Genomic DNA, 18,328 nt, shown 5'->3' on the forward strand with positions numbered 1-18,328 from the left:
GGGCCGGGGAATCACCCCGCAGGTTCGGGTCCACCTCCAGCGGCAGGGCACCACCGAGCGCGAGCGCGGCCAGCGAGACGGCCCCGGCGGCGACGAAGGCGAACCGGCGGCGCGGACGGCCCACCTCGTGGATGCGGAAGCCGTCCTGCGGCCGCGGCCGGGCGGCGATCGGCAACCCGTAGGTGAACGCGTCGAAGGGATCAGCCCCCGTGGCGCCCGTGGGGTCGGCGGGACGGCCGGGTCCACCGGGAACCGCGGGCCCCGACGGATCGTCGAGGCCGCCGCCCGGCAGCCCCTGCAACCGCGCCAGCAGCCCCGCGGACAGCGGTGGCGGCGCGCTCTCCACGAACATGGTCTTCAGACGGCGCTGCGCATCGGCCTCGGCCTTGCATCTGGCACAGGTCGCCAGGTGGGCCAGGACCCGATCGCGCACGTCGTGTTCCAGCTCCCCGTCCACAAGGGCGGCAAGCCGGTCGCCCAGGTGTTGTTCGGCAGGTGACGGACTGACCTCGCTCACTCGGCTCCGCCCTCTCCCCCGGCGCCGGGGGCGCCCATCCCCACTCCCGCCAGCGCGCGCTGCTCGGCACGGGCCTGCGGGGACCGGTGCTTGAGCGCCTTGCGCAGGTGCGAACGGCCTCGGTGGATACGACTGCGCACGGTGCCGAGCTTCACGCCGAGCGTGGCGGCGATCTCCTCGTACGACAGGCCCTCGATGTCGCACAGCACCACGGCCGCGCGGAACTCGGGGGCGAGGGTGTCCAGCGCCTGCTGCACGTCCGCGTCGAAGTGGGTGTCGTGCAGGACCTGCTGGGGGGACGGCTCACGGCTCGGCAGCCGGTCGGCGGCGTCGTCGCCGAGCGCGTCGAAGCGGATCCGCTGCTTACGGCGGACCATGTCCAGGAACAGGTTCGTGGTGATGCGGTGCAGCCAGCCCTCGAAGGTCCCGGGCGTGTACGTGGACAGCGAGCGGAAGACGCGGACGAAGACTTCCTGCGTCAGGTCCTCGGCGTCGTGCTGGTTGCCCGTCAGACGGTAGGCAAGGCGGTAGACCCGCGCGCTGTGCGTGCTGACGATCTCCTCCCATGAAGGAGGGGTCCACGCCTGGGAGCCCGCATCGGCGGCAAAGGTCGCGGTGGTCGCGGCGTCGGCGGTGTGGAAGCGGTCAGCAATGTAGGTCACGGATTTCGGCTCACCCGCCGACCAGAAGAGGCGTCTCAGTACGCCCCCACGATCCACAGGCGCAGCCGCACCTCCCCTGTCGGCTCTGGTGGTGTCCAGTGGAGTCCCTACCATAGCCACCCCCTCTGTCAGCTCCGGATAAGCGTTTTTGCAGTATCTTTACGCGAGACTTAAGCCCTGGAAGGGTCCTGGCCGCCGATCTGCCCGGCACCGTCCCCTCTTATCCCGCCTCCACCCTTCACAACGCCCGGTCCCATCTGCGGGTTCCCGACGTCAACGGATACAGTCACCGTTGCGCCAACTATGGGGACAGGAGAGGGTCATTACCGGCAACCGGCAGACGAGCTGGGCGTTCGCCGACGCGTTTGTCGCCGAGGACGACGCTCTGCGATGGGCCCGCGACCGGTCCAGGGAAGCGGGCCTGAGGGCCGTCTCCCCCGGCACCGGGGCCGCGCTGCGCCTGCTGGCCGCCACCGCGGACGCCAAGGCGGTCGCCGAGATCGGCACCGGAACCGGCGTCTCCGGTATCCATCTGCTGCACGGAATGCGCCCCGACGGGGTCCTGACCACGGTGGATCCCGAAGCGGACCGGCAGGCATTCGCCCGCCAGGCCTTCCGCGCCGCCGGCTTCGCGGGCAACCGCGCCCGCTTCATCCCCGGCCGCGCCCTCGACGTACTCCCGCGACTCGCCGACGGCGGATACGACCTCGTCTTCTGCGACGGGGACCCCTCCGAGTCCCTCGACTACCTCGCCGAATCGTTGCGGCTGCTGCGCCCCGGCGGGCTGGTGTGCTTCGAGGGGGTCTTCTCCGACGGCCGCACGGTCGACTCCGCGGCCCAGCCGGTGGAGGTGCTGCGCGTCCGCGAGCTGCTGCGCAGCGTCCGCGAGAGCCCCGCGCTGGAGGCCGCGCTGCTCCCGGTGGGTGACGGTCTGCTCTGCGCCGTGCGCCGCTGAGGGCCGTCTCTTCCCGATCTTGCCCGACCCGCGTGGGGAGCGCGGATCAGCTCAGGAGCGCGAAGGTGAGGGCCGCCGTGCCGCCCAGCGCGGTGCCGGCGAGGAGTTGGGCCGGGGTGTGTGCCTGGAGCACCAGCCGGGACCAGCCGACGGCCGCGGCGATCAGCGCCGCGGGGAGCGCCGGGGTCCCGAGGACGAGCAGCAGGATCATCACGGTGCCACCGGCCACCGACATGTGGATCGATATCTGCCGGGCGACCGTGACCAGCAGCGAGGACACGAGGCCCACCAGCATCGCGACGACGAGCGCGAACACCTGACGGGGGGCGCCCAGGACGTGCAGGAGGGCGAGCCCGGCCAGGACGGAGACCAGGCTCAGGGCCATCGGGAGGACCCGCTGGCGCCGCACCCGTACGTGCTGGTCGGTCAGCGCGCCCCGGCGGACCCCCAGGGCGATGATCCCGATCGGGACCACGCCGCAGAACAGGGCGGCGAGCAGGCCCCGGCCGAGGCCGGCCCACGAGGTGGTGCTGTGCCACCCGACGAGCAGGAGCAGCGCGACCACGAGGTTGGCGGGCGCCAGTACGTCGGAGAGGACCCGGGCCGCCCACTGCTGGGGCGTGCAGTCCGCGAAGGCGGGCGGCGCGGGCGGGCCGAAGGTCACGGCACAGCTCCGGAATGCTCGGGGCCGGGGAGGACGACACAACACTGCCCCGGCCGCGGATCGCGGTCGGGGCAGTGCAGAGAATGCAGAAACGCAGAAGGTGGAAGTGCTGTCAGTGTCCCCCGTGGGGTCAGCCGACGACCTTCTTCAGGGCGTCACCCAGGGCGTCCGCCTCATCAGGGGTCAGCTCGACGACAAGCCGACCGCCGCCCTCGAGCGGTACGCGCATGACGATGCCCCGCCCCTCCTTGGTGACCTCGAGCGGGCCGTCGCCCGTCCGCGGCTTCATGGCCGCCATGCTCGTTCCCCTTCCTGAAACCAGCTCATCGTCAGCCGACGGCCCCATTCAGGCGCCTAATACCCGGCATCGAACACATTGCTTCCCAGCCATTATCCCGCATGTCAGGACCCGATGACCAACATCACCCGGGAACGCTTGGGCAACGCGCTCGGCCAAAACCACTCATTTCGGGGATCCGCCTGCGATACTTCGCCGCCGCACCAGGGAAGCGGCACCGGCTTTCTTTGACGCACATCACATGTGCCTGCCCCGTCCGGTCCGCCATGCTGACCTTTGTACCGGACAGTACCGACCGGTAGCCAAGCCCGCGACGAAGGGGGACCCCCTGCCATGGCCGACAGCGTGCTCTACGAAGTGACCGACGGACTCGCCACCATCACGATCAACCGCCCGGACGCGATGAACGCGATGAACACCGAGGCCAAGGTCGCCCTGCGTGACGCGGTCCAGGCGGCGGCCGCCGACAGCGCCGTACGGGCCGTGCTGCTCACCGCGGCCGGGAACCGGGCCTTCTGCGTGGGCCAGGACCTCAAGGAGCACATCGGGAACCTCGCCTCGGACCGTGAGACCGGCTCCTCGCTGACCATGACGACGGTGGCCGACCACTACAACCCCATCGTGCGGGCGCTCACCGAGATGCCCAAGCCCGTGGTGGCCGGGGTGAACGGCGTCGCGGCCGGAGCGGGCTTCGGCTTCGCGCTGGCGGCGGACTTCCGGGTCGTCGCCGACACCGCCTCCTTCAACACCTCGTTCGCCGGGGTGGCGCTGACCGCCGACTCCGGGGTGTCGTGGACCCTCCCCCGTCTGATCGGTGCCTCCCGCGCCTCGGACCTGCTGCTGTTCCCGCGTTCGATCAAGGCCCAGGAGGCGTACGAGCTCGGCATCGTCAACCGCCTCGTGCCCGCGAACTCCCTGCACGCCGAGGCGGAGGCCGTGGCCCGCACGCTGGCCGCCGGCCCGACGGTCGCGTACGCCGCCCTGAAGGAGTCCCTGGCCTACGGGGCCTCCCACACGCTCTCCGAGGCCCTGACCCACGAGGACACCCTCCAGACGCGCGCGGGGGCCTCCGAGGACCACTCCATCGCCGTCCAGGCCTTCCTCGCGAAGCAGCCGCCGAAGTACCTGGGCCGCTGACCGGGTTCCCGCGATCCGGCCCGGCTCAGGCCGGGTCGCGGGAGACGCAGTCGACCAGGTGGTCGTTGACCAGCCCGCAGGCCTGCATCAGGGCGTAGGCCGTCGTGGGGCCGACGAAGCGGATGCCGGCCTTCTTCAGGGCCTTGGCGAGGGCCGTGGACTGCGGCGTGACCGCCGGGACCTCGGTGACCGTCAGCGGGGCCGGTCCCGGCTCCTCGGGGGCGTGGGACCAGATCAGGGTGTCCAGCTCGCCCGGCTCCCACCCGGCGAGGACCTTCGCGTTGGCCAGGGTCGCCTCGATCTTGGCCCGGTTGCGGATGATCCCCTCGTCGGCCAGCAGCCGTTCCGCGTCCCGGTCGTCGAACTCCGCGACCGCCGCGATCGAGAAGTCGGAGAAGGCCTTACGGAACCCCTCGCGGCGGCGCAGGATCGTGATCCAGGACAGCCCCGACTGGAACGCCTCCAGGCACAGCCGCTCGTAGAGGGCGTCGTCCCCGTGCACCGGACGGCCCCACTCGGTGTCGTGGTAGGCGACGTAGTCCGGGGTGGACAGCCCCCACGGGCAGCGCAGCAGCCCGTCCGCGCCCGCCACCGAGCCGCTCACCGCTCACCGCCCTTGCTGAGGTCGACGTGCCCGGGCGCGTCCGACGGGGTGGCGGCGGGCGCCGCCGCGGCCGTCAGCTGCGCGATCCGCGCGTCCCGCTCGGCCAGTTCGGCCGCGAGCCGCTCCAGCACGTCGTCCACCTCGGCCATCCGGTACCCGCGCGGGGCGACCGGCAGCCGCAGCGCGTCGATGTCGGCCCGTACGACGGGCCGGGTCTCCGGCAGCCCGTCCGCGACCCGGTCCGGCTCCGCTTCCGGCAGGACGGCCTCCGAGCCGCCGCCGATCACCGCCAGGGTGACCGCTGCCACGACCACGACCAGCGCGATCATCAAGAAGAAGAACACGATCAACTCCCCTGAGAGACTCCGGCCACCAGGTTAAGGTCGCTGGCGAGGCGCAAGGGCCGCCGAAGGAGGAAAGAGCAGGATGCTGCGACTGGGCAGGCGCGAGTTCGACACCCACGAGCCGGTGATCATGGCCATCGTGAACCGGACGCCGGACTCCTTCTACGACCAGGGCGCGACGTTCCGCGACGAGCCGGCGCTGGACCGGGTCGAGCACGCGATCGCCGAGGGCGCCGCGATCATCGACATCGGCGGGGTCAAGGCGGGCCCGGGCGAGCACGTGGACGCGGCCGAGGAGGCACGGCGCACGGTCGATTTCGTGGCCGAGGTCCGGCGCCGCCACCCGGACGTGGTGATCAGCGTGGACACCTGGCGGCACGAGGTCGGCGAGGCGGTGTGCGAGGCCGGGGCCGACGTCCTCAACGACGCCTGGGGCGGGGTGGACCCCAAGCTGGCGGAGGTCGCCGCGCGTTACGGCGCGGGCCTGGTCTGCACCCACGCGGGCGGCGTGGAACCGCGTACCCGGCCGCACCGGATCGCGTACGACGACATCATGGAGGACGTCCTGCGCGTCACGCTCGGCCTCGCCGAACGCGCCGCCGCGCTCGGCGTCCGCCGGGACGCGATCATGATCGACCCGGGCCACGACTTCGGGAAGAACACCCGGCACTCGCTGGAGGCCACGCGCCGGCTGGGCGAGATGACGGCGACGGGCTGGCCGGTGCTGGTCTCCCTGTCCAACAAGGACTTCGTCGGCGAGACCCTCGACAAGCCGGTCAAGGAACGTCTGTTGGGCACCCTGGCCACGACGGCCGTCTCGGCCTGGCTGGGCGCGCAGGTCTACCGCGTCCACGAGGTCGCGGAGACCCGGCAGATCCTGGACATGGTCCGTTCCATCCAGGGCCACCGCCCCCCGGCGGTCGCCCGCCGCGGCCTGGCCTGAGGCCCGACGGCCGGAGGCCGGCGCAGCCGCCCGAAGCCGGTGAGGCGCCCCGGCGCCGAGCCGCGCGAGAGCGGCGTCGAACAGGAGCACGGTCCGTTCCGTCCAGGGCCACCGCACCGGCGGTGGCCCGCCGCGGCCTGGCGTGAACCCCTTGCCGGGCCCGGGGCGAAGTGCCCCGGGCCCGGGCAGTCACTTGCCGACTTCCTTCGTCACCAGTGCGATCGCCTCATCCACCTCGTCGGTGACGTGGAACAGGTAGAGGTCCCTCTCCGAGGCCTTGCCCTGGGCGATCACGGTGTTCCGCAGCCAGTCGATCAGGCCGCTCCAGTACTCCGTGCCGAAGAGCACGATCGGGAAGCGGGTGATCTTCTGGGTCTGGACCAGGGTCAGTGCCTCGAACAGCTCGTCCAGCGTGCCCAGGCCGCCCGGCAGGACGACGAAGCCCTGGCTGTACTTCACGAACATCGTCTTGCGGACGAAGAAGTACCGGAAGTTCAGGCCGAGATCGACGTGCTGGTTGAGCCCCTGCTCGAAGGGGAGCTCGATGCCGAGGCCGACCGAGACGCCGTTCGCCTCGCGGGCGCCCTTGTTGGCCGCCTCCATGGCCCCCGGACCGCCGCCGGTGATCACCGCGAAGCCGGCGTCGACCAGCGCGCTGCCGATCCGCACGCCCGCGTCGTACTCGGGCGAGCCCTCCGGCGTACGGGCCGACCCGAACACGCTGATCGCGGGCGGCAGCTCGGCCAGCGTGCCGAAGCCCTCGATGAACTCCGACTGGATGCGCAGGACCCGCCAGGGATCGGTGTGCACCCACTCGGAGGGCCCCGCCGAGTCCAGCAGCCGCTGGTCCGTCGTACTGCCCGCCTGCACCTGGCTCCGCCTCCTCAGCACCGGCCCGAGCTGCTGCTCCTCGGGCCGACGACGAGCGGAACCCTCGGGACTGCCGTGGTTGCCCATGCTGTGCTCCCTCCTGCTGATCGTTGGATCAGGGTAGGCGCACAAAGGTGACGAGAAGCGGAATTCAGGAGGTCAGCCAGGCGCGGAGTCGTTCCTCGCAGTGCAGGATCGCCTTCGTCTCGACGCGTTCGTCGACCTTGTGCGCCAGCAGGGCGTCGCCCGGTCCGTAGTTGACCGCCGGGACCCCGAGGGCGCTGAAGCGGGAGACGTCCGTCCAGCCGAACTTGGGCATGGCGCGGCCGCCGACCGCCTCCATGAAGGCCTGGGCGGCCGGGTGGGAGAGGCCGGGGAGGGCACCGGGCGAGGAGTCGTCGACCACCAACTCGGCGATGTCGCAGTCCGCGAACACCTCCCGTACGTGCGCCAGCGCTTCGGCCTCGGTGCGGTCCGGGGCGTAGCGGAAGTTGACGGTCACCGTGCACGCGTCGGGGATGACGTTGTTGGCGACGCCGCCCTCGACGCGGACCGCGTTGAGGCCCTCGTGGTACTCCAGGCCGTCGATGATCGGCCTGCGGGGTTCGTAGGTCGCGAGGCGGGCGAGGATCGGGCCCGCCGCGTGGATGGCGTTGGAGCCCATCCAGCTGCGCGCGGAGTGGGCGCGCTCGCCGGTGGTGCGGAGCAGGACGCGCAGGGTGCCCTGGCAGCCGCCCTCGACCTCGGCGTTCGAGGGTTCCAGCAGGACCGCGAAGTCGCCCGTCAGCCAGTCGGGGTGGGCCTCGGCCACCTTGCCGAGGCCGTTGAGGTCGGCGGCGACCTCCTCCTGGTCGTAGAAGACGAAGGTGAGGTCCCGGTTCGGCGCGGGCACGGTCGCGGCGATGCGCAGCTGCACGGCGACACCGGACTTCATGTCGGTGGTGCCGCAGCCCCACAGCACGTCGTTCTCGTCGAGACGGGAGGGGACGTTGTCGGCGATCGGCACGGTGTCGAGGTGGCCGGCGAGTACGACGCGCTCGGCGCGGCCCAGGTGGGTGCGGGCGACGACGTTGTTGCCGAAGCGGTCCACGGTGAGGTGCGCAAGGCCGCGCAACGCGTGTTCCACGAGGTCGGCGAGTACCTTCTCGTCGCCGCTCACGGACGGAATGTCGACGAGCCGGGCGGTCAGCTCGGCGGCGTCCAGGGTGAGGTCCAGCTCGGATTCGGACATGGAGCTGACCCTAATGCCCCGGGCTGCGCCGAAGCCTCCTACGTCCGGCCGGTGGACGCGTCATATGCCTCAAGTACGGTGGGCCGCGTGTCCGAGACCCGTGATCCCCGTCCTCGTCGCCGCCGGCTGCTCCGGGCGGTCGTCGGCCTGCTCGTTCTCCTCGCGGTGATCGGGTACTTCGCCGTGCAGCGCGATTCGAACGGTGGCGGCGGTGCCCCGTTCTGCGTGGCCGGCGCGGATCCGATCGGGGAGGACGAAACCTCCGCGACGTACGAGATGTCCCCGGAGCAGGCGGCGAACGCGGCGACGATAGCCGCCGTCGGCGTGGCCAAGGGCCTGCCGGACCGGGCGGTGACCATCGCGCTCGCGACCGCCATGCAGGAGTCCGCGCTGCGCAATCTCGACCACGGTGACCGTGACTCCCTGGGCCTCTTCCAGCAGCGGCCGTCGATGGGCTGGGGCACGCCGGCGCAGATCACGGACCCGGTGTACTCGGCCGGGATCTTCTACGACCACCTCGTCGACGTACCGGGGTACTCGCGGCTGCCGCTGACGGTGGCCGCGCAGAAGGTGCAGCGCAGCGGGTTCCCGCAGGCGTACGCGAAGCACGAGCCCGACGCGACCGTGCTGACGGCGGCGTTCGCCGGCGGCGGCACGCTCAACTGCGGCGGTCCCGCGCCCGCCGGGCCGGGCGACCCGGAGCGGGTCCGGGCCGATCTGGTCCGGATCTTCGGCAAGGACGGGATGCACACCATGTCCGCGCAGGGCGGCCAGGCCGGCCGGAGCACCGGCGGCGGGCAGGTCGCCCCGGAGCCCGAGGTCACGCTGGTGGAGAAGAAGAACGGTGGCGAGGAGGCGACGCGCCGCAGCCGGGCGATGGCCCACTGGGCGGTGGCCAACTCGAAGGCGATGGGCATCTCCCGGGTGTCCTACGGCCGGCACGGCTGGATCGCGGGCAAGGACCGGGGCCGGTGGCAGGACAAGGGCGGCGCGGGGACGAAGGACGCCGCCAAGGACACGCACTACGCGGGGCCGGGCGAGGTACGGATCTTCATGGCCCGCTGATCCTCGGCGGGCCGGGGCACGCGCCGGGGGCGCCCGGGCTGACGTACGAGTGATCACTCCTGCGGGGGGATCCGTGTAGCGGGCCACGGATCCCGGATCCGCACGGAAGCCCTGGTCGGCGACGGTCCGATGCGCTTGTCGCGGAAGCCGATTAAACGATGCGTTACCGATCCTTTACCCACCGGCACCGCAACTCCACCCGCCCCAGGAGCGGTTAGTCATGGCGTACTCAGCCGCTACCGCTTAGGAGCAACATGTCTCTCCCCCTGACCCGTCGGATCGCCCGTGCCGCGCTGCTCCTCGCAGCCGGGGCAGCGCCCGTGGTCGGTGCGGCCGGTGCGGCCAGCGCCGCCGGTCTGGAGTCCGTGCCGCAGCTGGGCCAGCTCACCGCCCCCGACGCCGCGACGACGGCGGACGCGGCCACGGACGTCGTCGGCACCGCCGGCAGCGCCACCAAGGACCTGCCGGCGCCCGCCGCCGACGTGGCCGGTACCGCGCAGGGCCTGCTCGGCGGGCTCCCCACCACGCAGGAACTGCCGGTGTCCTCGCTGCCGACGTCCTCGCTGCCGACCTCCGGCGTCCTGCCGGGCGGGCTGCCGGGTGGACTGCCCGGTGGCCTGCCGCTGGGCGGCTGACGCCGTAGGAACCACCGAGGGGGCCGGGAGTTCGTACTCCCGGCCCCCTCGGGCATGTCCGGCGCACCCGTCAGCCGAGGCGCTTGACCGCCGCCTCGACCCGCTCGTCGGTGGCGGTGAAGGCGACGCGCACGAACCGCGCGCCCGCCTCGCCGTAGAAGTCGCCCGGCGCGACCAGGATGCCCAGGCCCGCGAGGTGGGCGACGGTGTCCCAGCAGGGCTCGTCACGGGTCACCCACAGGTACAGGCTCGCCTCGCTGTGCTCGACCCGGAAGCCGTGCGCCTCCAGGGCGGTGCGCAGCGCCGCGCGGCGGGCCGCGTAGCGCTCGCGCTGCTCCTCGACGTGGGCATCGTCGCCGAGGGCCGCGACCGTGGCCGCCTGCACCGGGGCGGGGGTCATCATGCCGCCGTGCTTGCGGATCTCCAGCAGCTCGCCGAGCACGTCCGCGTCACCGGCGACGAAGGCCGCCCGGTAGCCCGCCAGGTTGGAGCGCTTGGAGAGCGAGTGGACGGCGACGATGCCCTCGTACGAGCCGCCGCAGACGTCGTCGTGGAGGACGGAGACGGGCTCGGCCTCCCAGCCCAGCTCCAGGTAGCACTCGTCGCTGAAGAGCAGGATCCCGTGCTCGCGCGCCCAGGCCACGATCCGGACGAGCTCCTCCTTGGCGAGGACCTTGCCGGTGGGGTTGGACGGGGAGTTGAGCCACAGCAGCTTCACGCCGGCCGGGTCGAGCTCGGTCGGGTCGTCGTACACGACGGCTTCGGCGCCGCACAGCCGCGCGCCGACCTCGTACGTGGGGTAGGCGAGCCGGGGGTAGGCGACCTTGTCCCCGGCGCCCAGACCCAGCTGGGTCGGCAGCCAGGCCACCAGCTCCTTGGAGCCGACGACCGGCAGGACGTTGCGGTGTTCGGCGGTGCTCGCGCCGAGGCGGCCGCGCACCCAGCCGGTGATCGCGTCGCGCAGGGCGACGGTGCCCCACACGGTCGGGTAGCCCGGGGAGTCGGCGGCCTCGATCAGCGCGCGCCGGATCAGCTCCGGGACCGGGTCCACGGGCGTGCCGACGGACAGGTCGACGATGCCGTCCGCGTGGGCCGCCGCCGTCTTCTTGTACGGCTCCAGCTTGTCCCAGGGGAAGGCGGGAAGACGGTCGGATACTGCGGCCACGATGGTCTCTGCTCTCTCTGAGTACTGGCTGGTAGCGGGTCCGTAAACGCCTCGGTCCCGTGCGGCGACGAGGCCGTACGGGACCGGGGGGCGCGTCTGCCTGGAAAGGTCAGTGCTCGCCGTTGATACCGGCGGGCAGCGCCGCGACGAAGGGGTGGTCGCGCTCGATCAGGCCCAGCTTGGAAGCACCACCGGGCGAACCGAGCTCGTCGAAGAACTCGACGTTCGCCTTGTAGTAGTCCTTCCACTCCTCCGGGGTGTCGTCCTCGTAGAAGATGGCCTCGACCGGGCAGACCGGCTCACACGCGCCACAGTCGACACACTCGTCCGGGTGGATGTACAAGGACCGCTGGCCCTCGTAGATGCAGTCGACGGGGCACTCTTCGATGCATGCCTTGTCCTTGACGTCGACACAAGGCTCCGCGATGACGTAGGTCACGCTCTCGTTCCTCCTCGGTAGGGCTTTCCATATCGCGCGGGAGCGCGGCGTCGTCGATGCCCACACCTAGTATCTCCGTTCCCGGGCACGATCCGAACAGGAGGGGCGGACAGAGCTGTGGAAATCACTGCCGGTGGACTGCTGGAGGTCCGTATCACCCCGGCTGACGTGGGTAAACGAGTCTCTGTACGACGGGTGGAGGCCGTGGTGAGCGGATCACCCGAGTTCACGGACACGGTCGGGGTTCTCACATCCTGGGACCAGGGTGTGCTGCTGATCACAAAGAAGGACGGGCAATCCGTCCGCATCTCGGAATCCTCGCTGGTCGCGGGCAAGATCGTGCCTCCGGCGCCGGCCCGGCGGCGGGGTCCCGCGGCCTCCTTCGAGGAGCTCTCGCGGGTCGCCGCGCGGGCCTGGCAGCCGCTGGAGAGCGAGCGGCTGGGCGACTGGACGCTGCGGGCGGCCGCCGGATTCACCCGGCGGGCCAATTCCGTGCTGCCGCTCGGCGACCCCGGGATACCGCTGGACGATGCACTCGCGCGAGTGACCTCCTGGTACGCGCGGCGGTCGCTGCCGGCCTACGTACAGGTCGCGACGGGGGCCGCCGGCACCCAGGAGATGCTCGGCGCGGAGCTGGAGCGGCGCGGCTGGGCGTCGGAGGTGTCGGCCGAGGTACGGATCGGGGCGCTGGCCCCGGTGGGCGACGTGGACGCACCGGCGGCCGAGGCCGTGCGTCTGACCCGGGTCCCGGACGAGGAGTGGCTCGGGCGCTACGGGAAGGTGAGCGACCCGGACGTGGCCCGGCGGATGCTGGTGGAAGGGCCGTCGGTGTGGTTCGCGGCGCTGCCCGGGGGCCGGGCGATCGGGCGCTGCGTGGTGGACGGGCGGTGGGCCGGCTTCGCGGCGGTGACGGTGGATCCCGCCCACCGGCGGGAGGGCCTGGCGACGGCGGTGATGGCCGCGCTGGCCCGGCGGGCGCTGGAGGAGGGCGCGTCGGCGGCGTGGCTGCAGGTCGAGACGGACAATCCGGGGGCGCTGGCCCTGTACGACGGGCTGGGCTTCGCGCGGCACCACACGTACCACCACTACCGGGCGGCCTCGTGAGTGCGGCGGCCTGGCGGGAGCAGTTCGCGGCCGAGGCCCGGGCGGAGCGGCCCGACCTGGCGCTGCTGTGCCTGCTGCTGGCCACCGAGGGGGATCCGGCGCTGGACGAACGCGCCATGGACGTGGCCCAGATCGAGCTGGACCGGCTGGCCGGGATGCTGCCGTACGGGCTGCGCGGCGGGCGGGCGTGGGCGAACGCGATGACGGAACTGCTGGGCGGGCGCCTCGGGTTCCACGGCACCCCGGCGGACTACGACCGGCTGTCGTCCTCGCTGCTGCACGAGGTACTGAGGCGGCGGCGCGGGCTGCCGATCCTGCTGTCGGTGGTGTGGCTGGAGGTCGCCCGGCGGGCCGGGGCGCCGGTGTACGGGCTGGGGCTGCCGGGGCACTTCGTGGTGGGCTTCGGGGACCCGGAGGAGGGCGTGGTGGTGGACCCGTTCGCGGGCGGCGCGTCCTTGGGCACCGGGCCGGCGGAGCCGGCGTCGGGGCCGCGCGAGCCGGCCCGGACGCTGGACATCGTGCAGCGGATCCTCGCCAACATCCGGGCCTGGGCCTCGGCCCGTCCGGAGCAGTCGGGGGTGGCCCTGTGGGCGGTGGAGCTGTCGCTGCTGCTGCCGTCGCATCCGGCGGCGCTGAGGTACGAGCGGGCGCGGCTGCTGGTGGAGCGGGGCTCCTTCCAGGAGGGGGCGGCCGAGCTGGACGCTTACGCCGGGGTGGTGTCCGCGGTGGACGCCGACGCGGCGGCCCGTATCCGGGCGGAAGCCCTCTCGGCCCGCGCCCTCCTGAACTGACCGGGGCCCGCCCCGACCCATTGCCTCGCCGGCTGAACCCAGCCCTGCGTGCCATTTCCGGCCTCACCGGCCAAACCGGCCTCGCCGGCGTTTGAGGCGCGGGGTTTGGGGCGGAGCCCCAGGAAACCCGGCTCCGCCGGGCACCGGGCTCCGCCCGGACCCTCCCCCAGCTACCGCTGGGAGGTACCCCCTGCTCAAACGCCGGCGAGGCTGAGTTCGGCTCCGGCGCAGCCGGGTTCGGCCGGCGAGGCGGAGGTAGCCGGCGCCAGGCGAAGGGGCCGGGCCGGGAGGCTAGAGCCAGCCCTTTTCGCGGGCCGTGCGTACCGCTTCGGCCCGGTTGCGTGCCGCCAGTTTCTGGATCGCCGTCGAGAGGTAGTTGCGGACCGTGCCCTGGGACAGGTGCAGCCGCGCCGCGAGTTCCGCGTTGGTCGCGCCGTTCTCCGCCTCCCTCAGTACCTCCCGTTCGCGGTCCGTCAGCGGATTCGCGCCCTCCGCGAGGGCGGCCGCGGCCAGCGTGGGGTCGATGACGCGCTCCCCTTGGAGGACCTTGCGTACGGCCGCCGCCAGCTGCGCGGCCGGGGCGTCCTTGACCAGGAAGGCGGAGGCGCCCGCCTCCATCGCGCCGCGGAGGTAGCCGGGGCGGCCGAAGGTGGTCAGGATGACGATCCGCAGGGCGGGGAGCTCGGCGTGCAGGGCGGCCGCCGCCTCGATGCCCGTCATGCCGGGCATCTCGATGTCCAGCAGGGCCACGTTCACGTCGTGGGCGCGGGCCGCCGCCAGTACCTCGTCGCCGCGGGCCACCTGGACCCGTACCTCGATGTCGGGTTCCAGGCCGAGCAGCGCGGCGAGGGCCTCGCGGACCATCGACTGGTCCTCCGCCAGCAGGATGCGGATGGGGCGTGAGGTCATGGTCTCGATCCTATGCGGGGGCCAGGGGGACGCGGGCGGTCAGGGCGAAGCCGCGCGGGCCGGTGCGGACCGCCGACAGGCTTCCGCCGAGGGCCTCCAGACGTTCCGTCAGGCCGGTCAGGCCGTTGCCGGGGGTGCTCGGGCCGTCGCTCGCGCCGTCGTCCGTGACGGTCAGTTCCAGCACCGGCCCGTCCAGGGTCTGGCGCGTCTCCAGCGTGACCCGGCAGCGCTTCGCCCCGCTGTGCCGCACCACGTTCGTCACCGCTTCGCGCAGCGACCAGGCCAGGGCGGATTCCGCGGCCTCCGGGAGATCGTCGGCCGGCGGCCGCGGGAGGTCCGCCAGTACGCCGGCCGCCGCCAGCGCGGTACGCGCGCCCGCGAGTTCGCCGGGGAGGGTGGGGCGCCGGTAGCCGCTCACCGCTTCCCGTACGTCGACCAGCGCCTGTCGGCTGACCTGCTCGATGTCGGCGACCTGCTGGGCGGCCGCCTCCGGCTGCCCGGGCAGCATCCGGCCCGCCAGCTCGCTCTTGAGCGTGATCAGCGACAGCGAATGCCCCAGCAGGTCGTGCAGGTCCCGGGCCATCCGCAGCCGTTCCTCGTTGGCCGCGAGTTGGGCCACCGTGGCCCGGGCCTCGCGCAGCTCTATCGTGGTGCGGATCATCGCCCCGACGCCGACCATCGCGAAGCCGCCCATCAGGGCCGGGATCAGCAGCCCCGCCAGGTAGGCGGTGCCGCCCGGAACCGCGTTCGCCGTGACGGCCAGCAGGGCCGTGGTGCCGAGGACGGTCCAGCGGGCGTACCGGGCGGGCAGCGCGGCTCCGGAGGAGATGGCCACGTAGACGAAGAGGACGAGCCATTCGCGGCCCAGGCTCAGCGACAGGACCATGGCCTCGGCGGAGAGCACCGCCAGGGAGAACAGCACCCTGCGGGGCGGCATCTGGCGCGCGGTGCGGAAGACCAGTACCAGGTACCAGCCGACGAAGGCCGCCAGACCCAGGCCGCCGAGCAGCCGGGCCCCGGGGCTGTGTCCGCCGCTGACCAGGTCGGTGACGGGTGCGCTCAGGTAGAACAGCCAGATGCTGATCCAGAGCATCTTCACCATCTTCTGGTGGCGGTTCTCCGGCTGTTTGGCGATCTCCAGGAAGTCCCGGTCCTCGCCTTCCTTCGTCAGCACCACGGCTTTCACGCCTTCAGTGAGTCCTTGCGGTACAGCCAGGCGGCCGCACCGGTGAAGAGTACGAAGTACACCGCGAGCAGGGCGACGTCCCCGGCCCGGGGTGCGCCGCCGAGCTCGATGGCCTGACCCAGACCCGCGTAGGCGTGGGTGGGGAGCCACTCGCAGATGTTCTGGAGCCACTGCGGGAAGTTCGCGGTGGGCATCCACAGGCCGCCGAGGATCGACAGCGCGAAGTAGACGAGCATCGTGATGGGTCGGACGTTGTCCCCGGTGGCCAGGTAGCCGAGGGCGACGCCGAGGGCCGCGAAGACCAGGCTGCCGGCCCAGATCGAACCGGTGAGGGCGAGCCACTGCCAGGCGTCGAACCGTACGCCCTTCACGGCGGCCGCCACCGCGAAGACGACCAGGATGGCGGGGAGCGAGAGCACTCCGGCGCCCGCGGTCTTGGCGAGGACGTAGCCGCGGCCGGGGAGCGCGGTCAGGCGCAGCTGGCGGACCCAGCCCTTCTCCCGTTCCTTGGCGATGCGTTCGCTGTTGCCCACCAGGACGGCGGTCAGGGCGCCGAAGGAGGCCATGGCGACCATGTAGAAGGCGGGCATGGTCAGGTCGGTGCCCATGACCTTGGTGGTGCCGTCGAGGGTTCCGCCGAGCATCAGGAACAGTGCGGCCGGATACATGATCGTGAAGAAGATGTACTTCTTGTTCCGCAGGGCGCGGACGATCTCCAGCTTGATGAGGGCGTTCACTGGGTGGCCTCCTCGGCCTCGGTGAGGGCGATGAAGGCCTGTTCCAGGCCGAGGCCCGCGACCTCCAGATTGCGGGGGTACAGCCCGAGCGCGTACACGGCGTGGATGGTGGCGTCCGCGTCGCGGGACTGGATGCGTACGGTGTCGCCGTGGTGGGCGAAGGCCGTCAGGTGGGGCAGTGCGCGCAGTCGCTCGATGTCGGTGCCCTCGGCGCCGGCGAGGTCGAAGGAGATCTTCCGGGCCCCGGCCTTGGCCTTGATCTCGGCGGCGGTGCCGTCCGCGAGCAGTCGGCCCTTGCTGAGTACCAGGACCCGGTCGGCGATCGCGTCGGCCTCTTCCAGGTAGTGGGTGGCGAAGAGGACGGTGCGGCCCTGGTCGGCCTGTTCGCGCATGGTGGCCCAGAAGGACTGGCGGGCGGTGACGTCCATGCCGGTGGTCGGCTCGTCGAGCACGATCAGGTCGTTGTGGCCGGCGGTGGCGAGCGCGAAGCGCACGCGCTGCTCCTGGCCGCCCGAGAGCCGGTCGACCCGGCGGTCGGCGATCTTGTCGATGCCGGCCCGGGAGAGCACCTGGTCGACCGGGTGCGGTCGCGGGTGCAGGGCGCAGCCGAGGGCGACGATCTCCCGTACGGTCACCTCCTCCATCAGGCCGCCGCTCTGCAGCATCGCGCCGACCCGGCCGGCGGCGACGGCCTCGCGCGGGGTGGTGCCGAAGAGCCGGACGGAGCCGGAGTCGGCGGGGCGCAGGCCGAGGAGGAGGTCGAGGGTGGTGGACTTGCCGGCGCCGTTGGGGCCGAGGAGCGCGACGGTCTCGCCCGGGTGGAGCGCGAGGGAGAGGCCGTCGACCGCCCGGACCGGGCCGTAGCTCTTGGTCACGTTCTCGAAGCTGACCACGCTGTCGGTGGTGGGCTTCGCGGTGCGTGTCGCGGTCGTCGTCGTCATGCCTAGAGGTTCGCCCGTACGGGGTCTCGCGCGGCAGTGTCGGGCGTCGTGTGTGCCGGATGACAGATGTCATGCGGCGGACATGACGGTGCCCCCGCCCTGGTGCGGGCGGGGGCACCGTTTCTGCCGTGCCTAGCTCGGGTTGGTGTCGACGACGGCGGTGCGTTCGGCCGTGGTCTTGCCGCGCAGGGCCTTGCCGAGGGGGCCGGCGATGTCCTGCGGGGTGACGGGCGTCTTCTCGCCGTTGCCGCGGGTGATCAGGATCCCGTCGAAGGTGTTCCCGTAGGTCGCCTTGAGCGCCTCCAGGTCGAACTTCTCGACCAGGCGGCCGTCGACGGGCTGCATGCTCAGGATCTTGGGCAGGGACTTGGCGCCGAAGGCGATGGACTTGGTGCCGACCTTGACGGTGGCGTTCGCGGACATCGCGGGCTCGGCGAACTCCTTCATGGCCCGGTCCAGTTCGGCCTGGCCGATGGCCGGCGCCTTGGTGGTGGTCGGCAGTTCGGCCACCGCCGCCTTGCCGGTGGCGACCTGGTCCTTGAAGGTCTTGGCCACCAGCTGCACGGAGGCGTCCACGTCGAGGGTGGTGCCGGGGGTGCCGGGGACGGCGACGGCCTTGCCCGTGTCGAACTTGATGGTGGCCTCGGTGGCCGTGCCGGAGGTGCCGGCGAGCTCCTGGAGCGCGACCTGGAGCTTCTCCTCGTCGATCGGCATCACCGGTTCCGCGACGCGCTCGTTGCCGAGGAGCGAGCCGATGACCGTGATCGGGTTGTAGTCGCTGCCGGCCGCGTTGCGGACGGTGGTCTGGGCGTCGAGGGTGAGGCCGGCCTTCTCGGGCTTCAGCTCGACCGGCTTGCCGCCGACGCTGAGCTGGATCGGGGCGGCGGCGCGGGTGCCGAAGGCCGTCTGGAGCTTGGAGACGGCCTCGTCGCGGCTGCCGCTGATGTCGACACTGAGGACGGTGGTGCCCTTGGGGACGTCGGAGTGGTTCAGGAGCAGCCCGGCGCCGTAGGCCACGCCGATGAGGGCGATGACGCCGCCGCCGAGCAGGACCAGCTTGGAGCGGCCCTTCTTGGCGGGCTTGTCGCCGGCCTTCGGCTGGGTGGCCACAGGGCGGGGGGCGGCCGGGGC

General features: G+C 72.2%; 21 protein-coding genes and 1 pseudogene. 7 read left to right on the forward strand and 15 right to left on the reverse strand.

Annotation, left to right across the window (positions count from 1 at the left end):
* Window positions 1-34: 34 nt before the first annotated feature.
* Both AB8A24_RS33855 and sigE read right to left on the reverse strand, forming a co-directional pair.
* A pseudogene (locus AB8A24_RS33855) lies at window positions 35-517 on the reverse strand (anti-sigma factor); the annotation flags it as partial.
* On the reverse strand, window positions 514-1,293 hold the full coding sequence (gene sigE, locus AB8A24_RS33860; RefSeq protein WP_266380339.1) for an RNA polymerase sigma factor SigE: 780 nt from the start codon (window positions 1,291-1,293) through the stop codon (window positions 514-516). The gene sigE and the pseudogene AB8A24_RS33855, both read right to left, overlap by 4 nt.
* 178 nt (window positions 1,294-1,471) lie before the next feature.
* Here sigE and AB8A24_RS33865 point away from each other — a divergent pair, with 178 nt between their 5' ends.
* Window positions 1,472-2,134 carry an O-methyltransferase gene (locus tag AB8A24_RS33865; RefSeq protein WP_266380342.1) on the forward strand — a complete coding sequence of 221 codons (663 nt, stop codon included), beginning with the start codon at window positions 1,472-1,474 and terminating at the stop codon, window positions 2,132-2,134.
* Between the two features lie 46 nt (window positions 2,135-2,180).
* Here the strand turns inward: AB8A24_RS33865 and AB8A24_RS33870 are convergent, their stop codons facing one another.
* Window positions 2,181-2,798, reverse strand: a complete 618-nt coding sequence (locus AB8A24_RS33870) for a hypothetical protein (protein ID WP_369478420.1) — start codon at window positions 2,796-2,798, stop codon at window positions 2,181-2,183.
* Window positions 2,799-2,928: 130 nt separating this feature from the next.
* On the reverse strand, window positions 2,929-3,096 hold the full coding sequence (locus AB8A24_RS33875; RefSeq protein ID WP_003966491.1) for a DUF3117 domain-containing protein: 168 nt from the start codon (window positions 3,094-3,096) through the stop codon (window positions 2,929-2,931).
* A gap of 333 nt (window positions 3,097-3,429) precedes the next feature.
* Here AB8A24_RS33875 and AB8A24_RS33880 point away from each other — a divergent pair, with 333 nt between their 5' ends.
* The gene (locus tag AB8A24_RS33880; protein ID WP_369478421.1) at window positions 3,430-4,233 is read left to right on the forward strand and encodes an enoyl-CoA hydratase/isomerase family protein; all 804 of its coding nucleotides are present in this window, start codon (window positions 3,430-3,432) and stop codon (window positions 4,231-4,233) included.
* 25 nt (window positions 4,234-4,258) lie between these two features.
* Here AB8A24_RS33880 and AB8A24_RS33885 read toward each other — a convergent pair whose 3' ends face one another.
* Together AB8A24_RS33885 and AB8A24_RS33890 are read right to left on the reverse strand one after the other, a co-directional pair.
* Entirely contained in the window at window positions 4,259-4,837 is a 579-nt protein-coding gene (locus AB8A24_RS33885) for a DNA-3-methyladenine glycosylase I (protein ID WP_323181093.1), read from the reverse strand.
* Window positions 4,834-5,187, reverse strand: coding sequence for a DivIVA domain-containing protein (locus AB8A24_RS33890; protein ID WP_030711826.1), 354 nt, complete (start codon window positions 5,185-5,187; stop codon window positions 4,834-4,836). Before AB8A24_RS33890 ends, AB8A24_RS33885 begins: the two co-directional genes overlap by 4 nt.
* A 76-nt stretch (window positions 5,188-5,263) precedes the next feature.
* Here AB8A24_RS33890 and folP point away from each other — a divergent pair, with 76 nt between their 5' ends.
* Entirely contained in the window at window positions 5,264-6,124 is an 861-nt protein-coding gene (folP, locus tag AB8A24_RS33895; protein WP_033218526.1) for a dihydropteroate synthase, read from the forward strand.
* Between the two features lie 189 nt (window positions 6,125-6,313).
* Here folP and AB8A24_RS33900 read toward each other — a convergent pair whose 3' ends face one another.
* Window positions 6,314-7,081 carry a TIGR00730 family Rossman fold protein gene (locus AB8A24_RS33900; RefSeq protein WP_328961805.1) on the reverse strand — a complete coding sequence of 256 codons (768 nt, stop codon included), beginning with the start codon at window positions 7,079-7,081 and terminating at the stop codon, window positions 6,314-6,316.
* Window positions 7,082-7,145: 64 nt separating this feature from the next.
* A complete protein-coding gene (dapE, locus tag AB8A24_RS33905; RefSeq protein ID WP_328961806.1) occupies window positions 7,146-8,225 on the reverse strand; it encodes a succinyl-diaminopimelate desuccinylase in 1,080 nt (359 codons plus the stop codon).
* Between the two features lie 87 nt (window positions 8,226-8,312).
* On the opposite strand from dapE, the gene AB8A24_RS33910 reads away from it, so the two are divergent.
* The gene (locus tag AB8A24_RS33910) at window positions 8,313-9,290 is read left to right on the forward strand and encodes a hypothetical protein (RefSeq protein ID WP_369478422.1); all 978 of its coding nucleotides are present in this window, start codon (window positions 8,313-8,315) and stop codon (window positions 9,288-9,290) included.
* 254 nt (window positions 9,291-9,544) lie between these two features.
* Window positions 9,545-9,925: an ATP-binding protein gene (locus AB8A24_RS33915; RefSeq protein WP_266380365.1), complete on the forward strand. Its 381-nt coding sequence runs from the start codon at window positions 9,545-9,547 to the stop codon at window positions 9,923-9,925.
* 70 nt (window positions 9,926-9,995) lie between these two features.
* On the opposite strand, the gene dapC is transcribed toward AB8A24_RS33915, so the two are convergent.
* Both dapC and fdxA read right to left on the reverse strand, forming a co-directional pair.
* Window positions 9,996-11,090, reverse strand: a complete 1,095-nt coding sequence (gene dapC, locus AB8A24_RS33920) for a succinyldiaminopimelate transaminase (protein ID WP_328961808.1) — start codon at window positions 11,088-11,090, stop codon at window positions 9,996-9,998.
* Window positions 11,091-11,199: 109 nt separating this feature from the next.
* A complete protein-coding gene (gene fdxA, locus AB8A24_RS33925) occupies window positions 11,200-11,529 on the reverse strand; it encodes a ferredoxin (RefSeq protein ID WP_030011906.1) in 330 nt (109 codons plus the stop codon).
* 117 nt (window positions 11,530-11,646) lie between these two features.
* Here fdxA and AB8A24_RS33930 point away from each other — a divergent pair, with 117 nt between their 5' ends.
* Together AB8A24_RS33930 and AB8A24_RS33935 are read left to right on the forward strand one after the other, a co-directional pair.
* Entirely contained in the window at window positions 11,647-12,633 is a 987-nt protein-coding gene (locus AB8A24_RS33930; protein ID WP_369478423.1) for a GNAT family N-acetyltransferase, read from the forward strand.
* Window positions 12,630-13,424: a transglutaminase-like domain-containing protein gene (locus AB8A24_RS33935; RefSeq protein ID WP_328961810.1), complete on the forward strand. Its 795-nt coding sequence runs from the start codon at window positions 12,630-12,632 to the stop codon at window positions 13,422-13,424. The genes AB8A24_RS33930 and AB8A24_RS33935 overlap by 4 nt, the downstream gene beginning before the upstream one ends.
* Window positions 13,425-13,715: 291 nt before the next feature.
* On the opposite strand, the gene AB8A24_RS33940 is transcribed toward AB8A24_RS33935, so the two are convergent.
* The 5 genes from AB8A24_RS33940 to AB8A24_RS33960 all read right to left on the reverse strand — a co-directional run.
* Window positions 13,716-14,333 (reverse strand): DNA-binding response regulator, encoded by a 618-nt coding sequence (locus AB8A24_RS33940; RefSeq protein WP_030711848.1) that lies wholly within the window; start codon window positions 14,331-14,333, stop codon window positions 13,716-13,718.
* Window positions 14,334-14,343: 10 nt separating this feature from the next.
* Entirely contained in the window at window positions 14,344-15,435 is a 1,092-nt protein-coding gene (locus AB8A24_RS33945; protein WP_369478425.1) for a sensor histidine kinase, read from the reverse strand.
* An 80-nt stretch (window positions 15,436-15,515) separates the two neighbouring features.
* The gene (locus AB8A24_RS33950) at window positions 15,516-16,256 is read right to left on the reverse strand and encodes an ABC transporter permease (RefSeq protein ID WP_030711853.1); all 741 of its coding nucleotides are present in this window, start codon (window positions 16,254-16,256) and stop codon (window positions 15,516-15,518) included.
* Window positions 16,253-17,197, reverse strand: coding sequence for an ABC transporter ATP-binding protein (locus AB8A24_RS33955; protein WP_328961811.1), 945 nt, complete (start codon window positions 17,195-17,197; stop codon window positions 16,253-16,255). The genes AB8A24_RS33950 and AB8A24_RS33955 overlap by 4 nt, the downstream gene beginning before the upstream one ends.
* Window positions 17,198-17,329: 132 nt before the next feature.
* The coding region (locus AB8A24_RS33960; RefSeq protein WP_369478424.1) for a peptidoglycan binding domain-containing protein at window positions 17,330-18,328 on the reverse strand (999 nt) is incomplete at its 5' end.

The organism is Streptomyces sp. BF23-19, from assembly GCF_041106355.1.
Taxonomy (GTDB): Bacteria; Actinomycetota; Actinomycetes; order Streptomycetales; family Streptomycetaceae; genus Streptomyces; species Streptomyces virginiae_A.

Bases quoted from the DNA above. Each gene is read 5' to 3' on its own strand.
- sigE (WP_266380339.1), bottom strand. From the start codon at position 1,293: ATGGTAGGGACTCCACTGGACACCACCAGAGCCGACAGGGGAGGTGCG.
- AB8A24_RS33875 (WP_003966491.1), bottom strand. From the start codon at position 3,096: ATGGCGGCCATGAAGCCGCGGACGGGCGACGGCCCGCTCGAGGTCACC.
- AB8A24_RS33880 (WP_369478421.1), top strand. From the start codon at position 3,430: ATGGCCGACAGCGTGCTCTACGAAGTGACCGACGGACTCGCCACCATC.
- folP (WP_033218526.1), top strand. From the start codon at position 5,264: ATGCTGCGACTGGGCAGGCGCGAGTTCGACACCCACGAGCCGGTGATC.
- AB8A24_RS33900 (WP_328961805.1), bottom strand. From the start codon at position 7,081: ATGGGCAACCACGGCAGTCCCGAGGGTTCCGCTCGTCGTCGGCCCGAG.
- dapE (WP_328961806.1), bottom strand. From the start codon at position 8,225: ATGTCCGAATCCGAGCTGGACCTCACCCTGGACGCCGCCGAGCTGACC.
- AB8A24_RS33915 (WP_266380365.1), top strand. From the start codon at position 9,545: ATGTCTCTCCCCCTGACCCGTCGGATCGCCCGTGCCGCGCTGCTCCTC.
- AB8A24_RS33940 (WP_030711848.1), bottom strand. From the start codon at position 14,333: ATGACCTCACGCCCCATCCGCATCCTGCTGGCGGAGGACCAGTCGATG.
- AB8A24_RS33945 (WP_369478425.1), bottom strand. From the start codon at position 15,435: ATGGTGAAGATGCTCTGGATCAGCATCTGGCTGTTCTACCTGAGCGCA.
- AB8A24_RS33955 (WP_328961811.1), bottom strand. From the start codon at position 17,197: ATGACGACGACGACCGCGACACGCACCGCGAAGCCCACCACCGACAGC.